General features: G+C 43.2%; 3 protein-coding genes and 1 pseudogene. 1 reads left to right on the top strand and 3 read right to left on the bottom strand.

From position 1 onward, the window contains the following. The 3 genes and pseudogenes from V7L01_RS35280 to V7L01_RS35270 form a co-directional block, all read right to left on the bottom strand. A pseudogene (locus V7L01_RS35280) lies at positions 1–2,075 on the bottom strand (ATP-dependent helicase); the annotation flags it as partial. A 249-nt stretch (positions 2,076–2,324) separates the two neighbouring features. After that, positions 2,325–2,834: a hypothetical protein gene (locus V7L01_RS35275; protein WP_335043019.1), complete on the bottom strand. Its 510-nt coding sequence runs from the start codon at positions 2,832–2,834 to the stop codon at positions 2,325–2,327. A gap of 33 nt (positions 2,835–2,867) precedes the next feature. Next, positions 2,868–3,080 carry a hypothetical protein gene (locus V7L01_RS35270; RefSeq protein ID WP_335043018.1) on the bottom strand — a complete coding sequence of 71 codons (213 nt, stop codon included), beginning with the start codon at positions 3,078–3,080 and terminating at the stop codon, positions 2,868–2,870. A 31-nt stretch (positions 3,081–3,111) separates the two neighbouring features. On the opposite strand from V7L01_RS35270, the gene pyrC reads away from it, so the two are divergent. Further along, a complete protein-coding gene (gene pyrC, locus V7L01_RS35265; protein ID WP_335043017.1) occupies positions 3,112–4,140 on the top strand; it encodes a dihydroorotase in 1,029 nt (342 codons plus the stop codon). Positions 4,141–4,444 lie beyond the last annotated feature (304 nt).

The following is a 4,444-nucleotide window of genomic DNA, read 5'->3' as shown; positions in this document are numbered from 1 at the left end:
GCACCTTCGAGTCCGCCACCAATGTCAGAATGTACGGTAACGATGCCAGACACGGCATTAATTGCTGCTAAAACTTGCTTTTCGGCGAAGGCAGGCACATTTAATTTATTATCTATACCAATAATCTCTGCAATGCGTCTATGTTCGGCAGTAATTTCAATAACTTTGATGCGGGTTGGAGTTTCTTTGATATGCAGAATATTTTGTGATTCTGGTAACTTAGGAGAAAATTCCAAGGTGAGACGATCAAGTTTCCCTTTTTTAACCAGTAGTTCCGGTTCTCCCTTGACAATTTCTACACGAATAGTCGGTGTATCTTCCCAAAAAACCAACGGGTGTCCAATTAAAGCAGAGATGGCTTTTTCACCGAAGGTATAATCAACTTTGCCGTAATAGCCTTCACTATATACCTCAATACAACTACATACCCGCATATCTTGGGATGTGATGTAATCAAACTCAGATAATGCACTATTCAGACGCTTGAGGGCTATGGGGCGACCTTTACTCCATTCCCCTTTGGCATTCACTTTTTGCTCTCGTGGTTGCAAGACACATCTGCTGGGATAGAAGGTAAGGAACCATGCTAAACGTAGTTCCGATTCTGGTTTTAGGGATGTTTGTGGTCTTGATTGGAGATTTGCCAGCGCATTGAGGCACATTTCCCAAGCTTCTTGAGGTCGAATTAAGTCTACAATGGTTTGGATATTGCTATCTTCTCGCAGTGCGGGAGCAAGTTGATTATAGTTACTGCTAGGTTTTAGCCGGGATAGGAGTTCTGCGGTTTCCATTGCCAACCAATGATAACCGGAGGCGAGCGATCGCTTATATAATGGCTCTAATAAATTCGGTAAGCGTTTTTTAGCACTTTCGGCATCCATCCAGTAAAGGCATAGCGAACAAAACAATGTTTGTAAGCTATTTTCTTCTTCCACGGAAGAAATATGACCGCTGACTACAAATTGTTTTTGAGTAATATCGCCAATGTGAACTTGCAGTACCATGTTCAGTCTGCCATAAGTGAACCTAAGCCAATGATCCCCTTGACGGGACATCAAACTGGTATATTCTTCTGCTTCGCGGAGGCTTTGCGCTGAACCATCTTTTAAAAGTGCGAGGATAAAAAATAAGCCCCCAATTGTATTGAAATATATTTGGCGTTTGCCTGTAGCCTTCTTGATCGCTTTCAAGGCATCTTTATAATATTTGATGGCTTGTTCATTTTCACCCCGCAGAAAACTTAACCAACCCCAAAAGATCGCAGCGTTATTTTGATATTCATTTGATACACGCTCCAGACTTTCTTGTGCTTCTTGGGTACAACCCTGTAACAACAGTTGTTCTGTCAAAATCAGATGTAGATAATCTGAGCAATGTTTTTCACTGTTACTGTTAGAGCATTCTTCTAGCAGCGTCAACGTATCTTCCGAAGCGGATAATTTTAAGGCTGAATTGAAGAGGATACTTGATATACCACTTTCATATAATCCAAGTGGTAGGGTCTTAAACCAATCTGCATCAAATGGATTATTGTATATCTGCTCAAAGATATTTTCTATTACTATTTTCTCTTCGCTATCACTGTACTTCTGGTAATCTTCAATTTGCTGATTAATAAAACTAAGGTCTTGACGATAAATACCAATGCGGATTTCTCTGATACACTGGCGTAAATTGTAGAATATCCGAGAATCTCTGTTCCAGTGAGTACGTATTGGTAGCTTCTCCTCTACTGCTGTGACGAGGATTTCAAACTGTCCTGTTTGTACAGCATGGCGAGTAGCAATTTCTGTGAGTAACGGATGACATTCAGGACTCGATCTACTTGACTGTACTAACAAACCTGCTTTTAACAATTTATCAATTTGGGGACTAAGGGTTTTAGTACCCCAAGGTTTATTGTTTTCATCTAAAGCGCCAGTCTTACTAATACAACTTACAAATGAATTTTTATCTATCGGTGCATAAATTACCGAAAATAACTGGATAATCCTTTGTAAGGAAGGATGTAACTCGAAATATATATGGGCGAGGTTTATTTGCAGTTTTGTGGTATCATCCGCCAAATTAATCATACTATTAATTCAGTTCTTTAAATAATTTCATTAATTTACGTTTACGTCCATGAGCCGCTTCTAATTTTGAGCGATAAGCAGACCATTCAGCTTTTTACCCTAGTTAATATAACCAGCTTTGACTTTTTTTAGCCAATTAACCGCAGCTTATAACGGTCAGCTTTCCCTTGTTCCATAATTGGTTCTGCCCGTCTGCTTTGCGTTATCAATTACCCAATCTTGACGATGGGAAACTGCTGCATCCATGACTCAATGAACCAGTTTGGAATCATAGTAAGTATCTCTCTCTACTGTTTTAATTGCATCATTAATTAATCCTTCATGGAGGAAAATATCGACTTGAGCTTCTCTTATTCCCAAATCTGGCTGATTTCGCAGTGTTTGCAGTAAATCCTGTTTGAGCGTCAACCAAGTTTCTCCTGCATAGTCTTGAATTTTACCATAGTCTCGAAACGCAAGAAGCTCAAGGATGGAAGGGGTTACGCCTGAAGTTGCGGCGTGATGCTGGAGTTTGAAGACGCTTGCCCCCAAAAGTTTGCTCAACTGGTGACAGATGCGCCGCATTGGACTGAATGGATGGCTTGATTTACACCCAAGCTTGGTATTAGACCAATAAACTATTGCTTGCTCCCGTGTGTCTGCCACTTCAAGATGTTGAATGGCAGTTTCATAAGTAGCAAGTGCTTGTTGATAAGTTGCGAATGCTTCTGTATACTGCTTGTTGGTTAAGTATAGTTCGGCTAATTTTTCAATCATCATTCCGTGATAACTAATATCAATTGCATCACTGTGCTATCGAGAAAAGGCACTATCATAGGCGATCGCTTGCTTTAAAGCCTTAATAGCCTCTGTATACTGCTGTTGAGATAACTGTAGCTCGGACAGCTTTTCGAGAGCGAAACCCTTGCGCTTAAGAGTTTTGAGGTCATTAGGAGCAAACTTGAGTACAGTATCATAGATAGCGATCGCCCCATACCATATCTGGATGATCGCCCCTATTTTCATGAGGCCCTTGTTGCCGTTTTATAATGAAAGGATGCAAAAGCTTACCATCACCCGACCTGACGATTGGCATCTGCATCTCCGCGACGGTGCAGCACTGAAAGCGGTTCTGCCCTACACGGTGCGTCAGTTTGCCCGCGCGATCATCATGCCGAACTTGAAGCCCCCTATCCGCTCGGTGGCAGATGCGGCTTGCTATCGCGATCGCATCCTCGCCGCCATTCCAGAGGGACAACAGTTTGAGCCATTGATGACGCTCTACCTCACCGACAACACCAGCCCCTACGACATTCTGCGGGCGAAAGAATCCCAGTTTATCAAAGCGCTCAAGTACTACCCAGCCGGTGCAACGACCAACTCAGACTCCGGTGTGACGGATATTCGGAAGGGTGATCGCGTCTTTGAAGCGATGCAGCAGGTGGACATGCCGTTATTACTGCACGGGGAAGTGACCGATAACGATGTTGATACGTTCGATCGCGAGAAGGTGTTTATCGAGCGACATTTAATCCCCCTCAAGCAGCGATTTCCCAACCTGCGGGTGGTGCTTGAGCATATCACCACCTCCGATGCGGTGCAGTATGTCCTGTCTGCCAACACCATCGCGGCAACAATTACGCCACAACATTTGTTGTTTAACCGTAATGCCCTGTTCAAAGGCGGCCTTCGCCCCCATTTTTATTGCCTGCCCATTTTGAAACGGGAGGAGCATCGTCAGGCTTTGTTGCAAGCGGCAACATCGGGGAATCCGAAGTTTTTTCTAGGTACCGATAGCGCTCCCCATACCCGCACCAGCAAAGAAAGTTCCTGTGGCTGCGCGGGATGCTTTTCGGCTCTGCACGCCCTTGAGTTGTATGCCGAAGCATTTGAAAGCGTGAAAGCCCTGGATAAACTGGAGGCATTCGCTAGCTTCTATGGCCCAGATTTTTATCAACTGCCGCGTAATACCGAGCGAATTACCTTGTCCAAAACGACTTGGCGCGTTCCTGATGAAGTTCCATTTATGGAATCTGGGCTTGTACCTTTGGAGGCGGGGCAGGAAATGACATGGCAAATGGTATGACATTTGCATTGTGCATCAGCCGTTGTGGAATCCTGTCGGTTAACTTAGGCCAACAATTAATTTGAATCCTGGCTCAAATTTGAGTCTGCGAATCTTCCATTTTGAGTGGCGATCGTCTTAGCAGAACTTTAAGATTTTAGCAGAGTATAAATATAATCTAGTATTGATTGAAGAAACGTTTAAGTCTACAAATGAGAGATTGAGAAATAACCCAGGGCAAACGCATCTAAATATTGACGAGCCGGAATCAGGGTGGAATTTAGCCAAACCCTAATCATATAAGGCTTTCAGTAAATTAAACATT

It is taken from the genome of Nostoc sp., assembly GCF_036917095.1.
GTDB lineage: Bacteria > Cyanobacteriota > Cyanobacteriia > Cyanobacteriales > Nostocaceae > Nostoc.
Note: the sequence above shows the minus strand (reverse complement) of the source record. Positions and strands in the feature narration are given on the sequence as shown.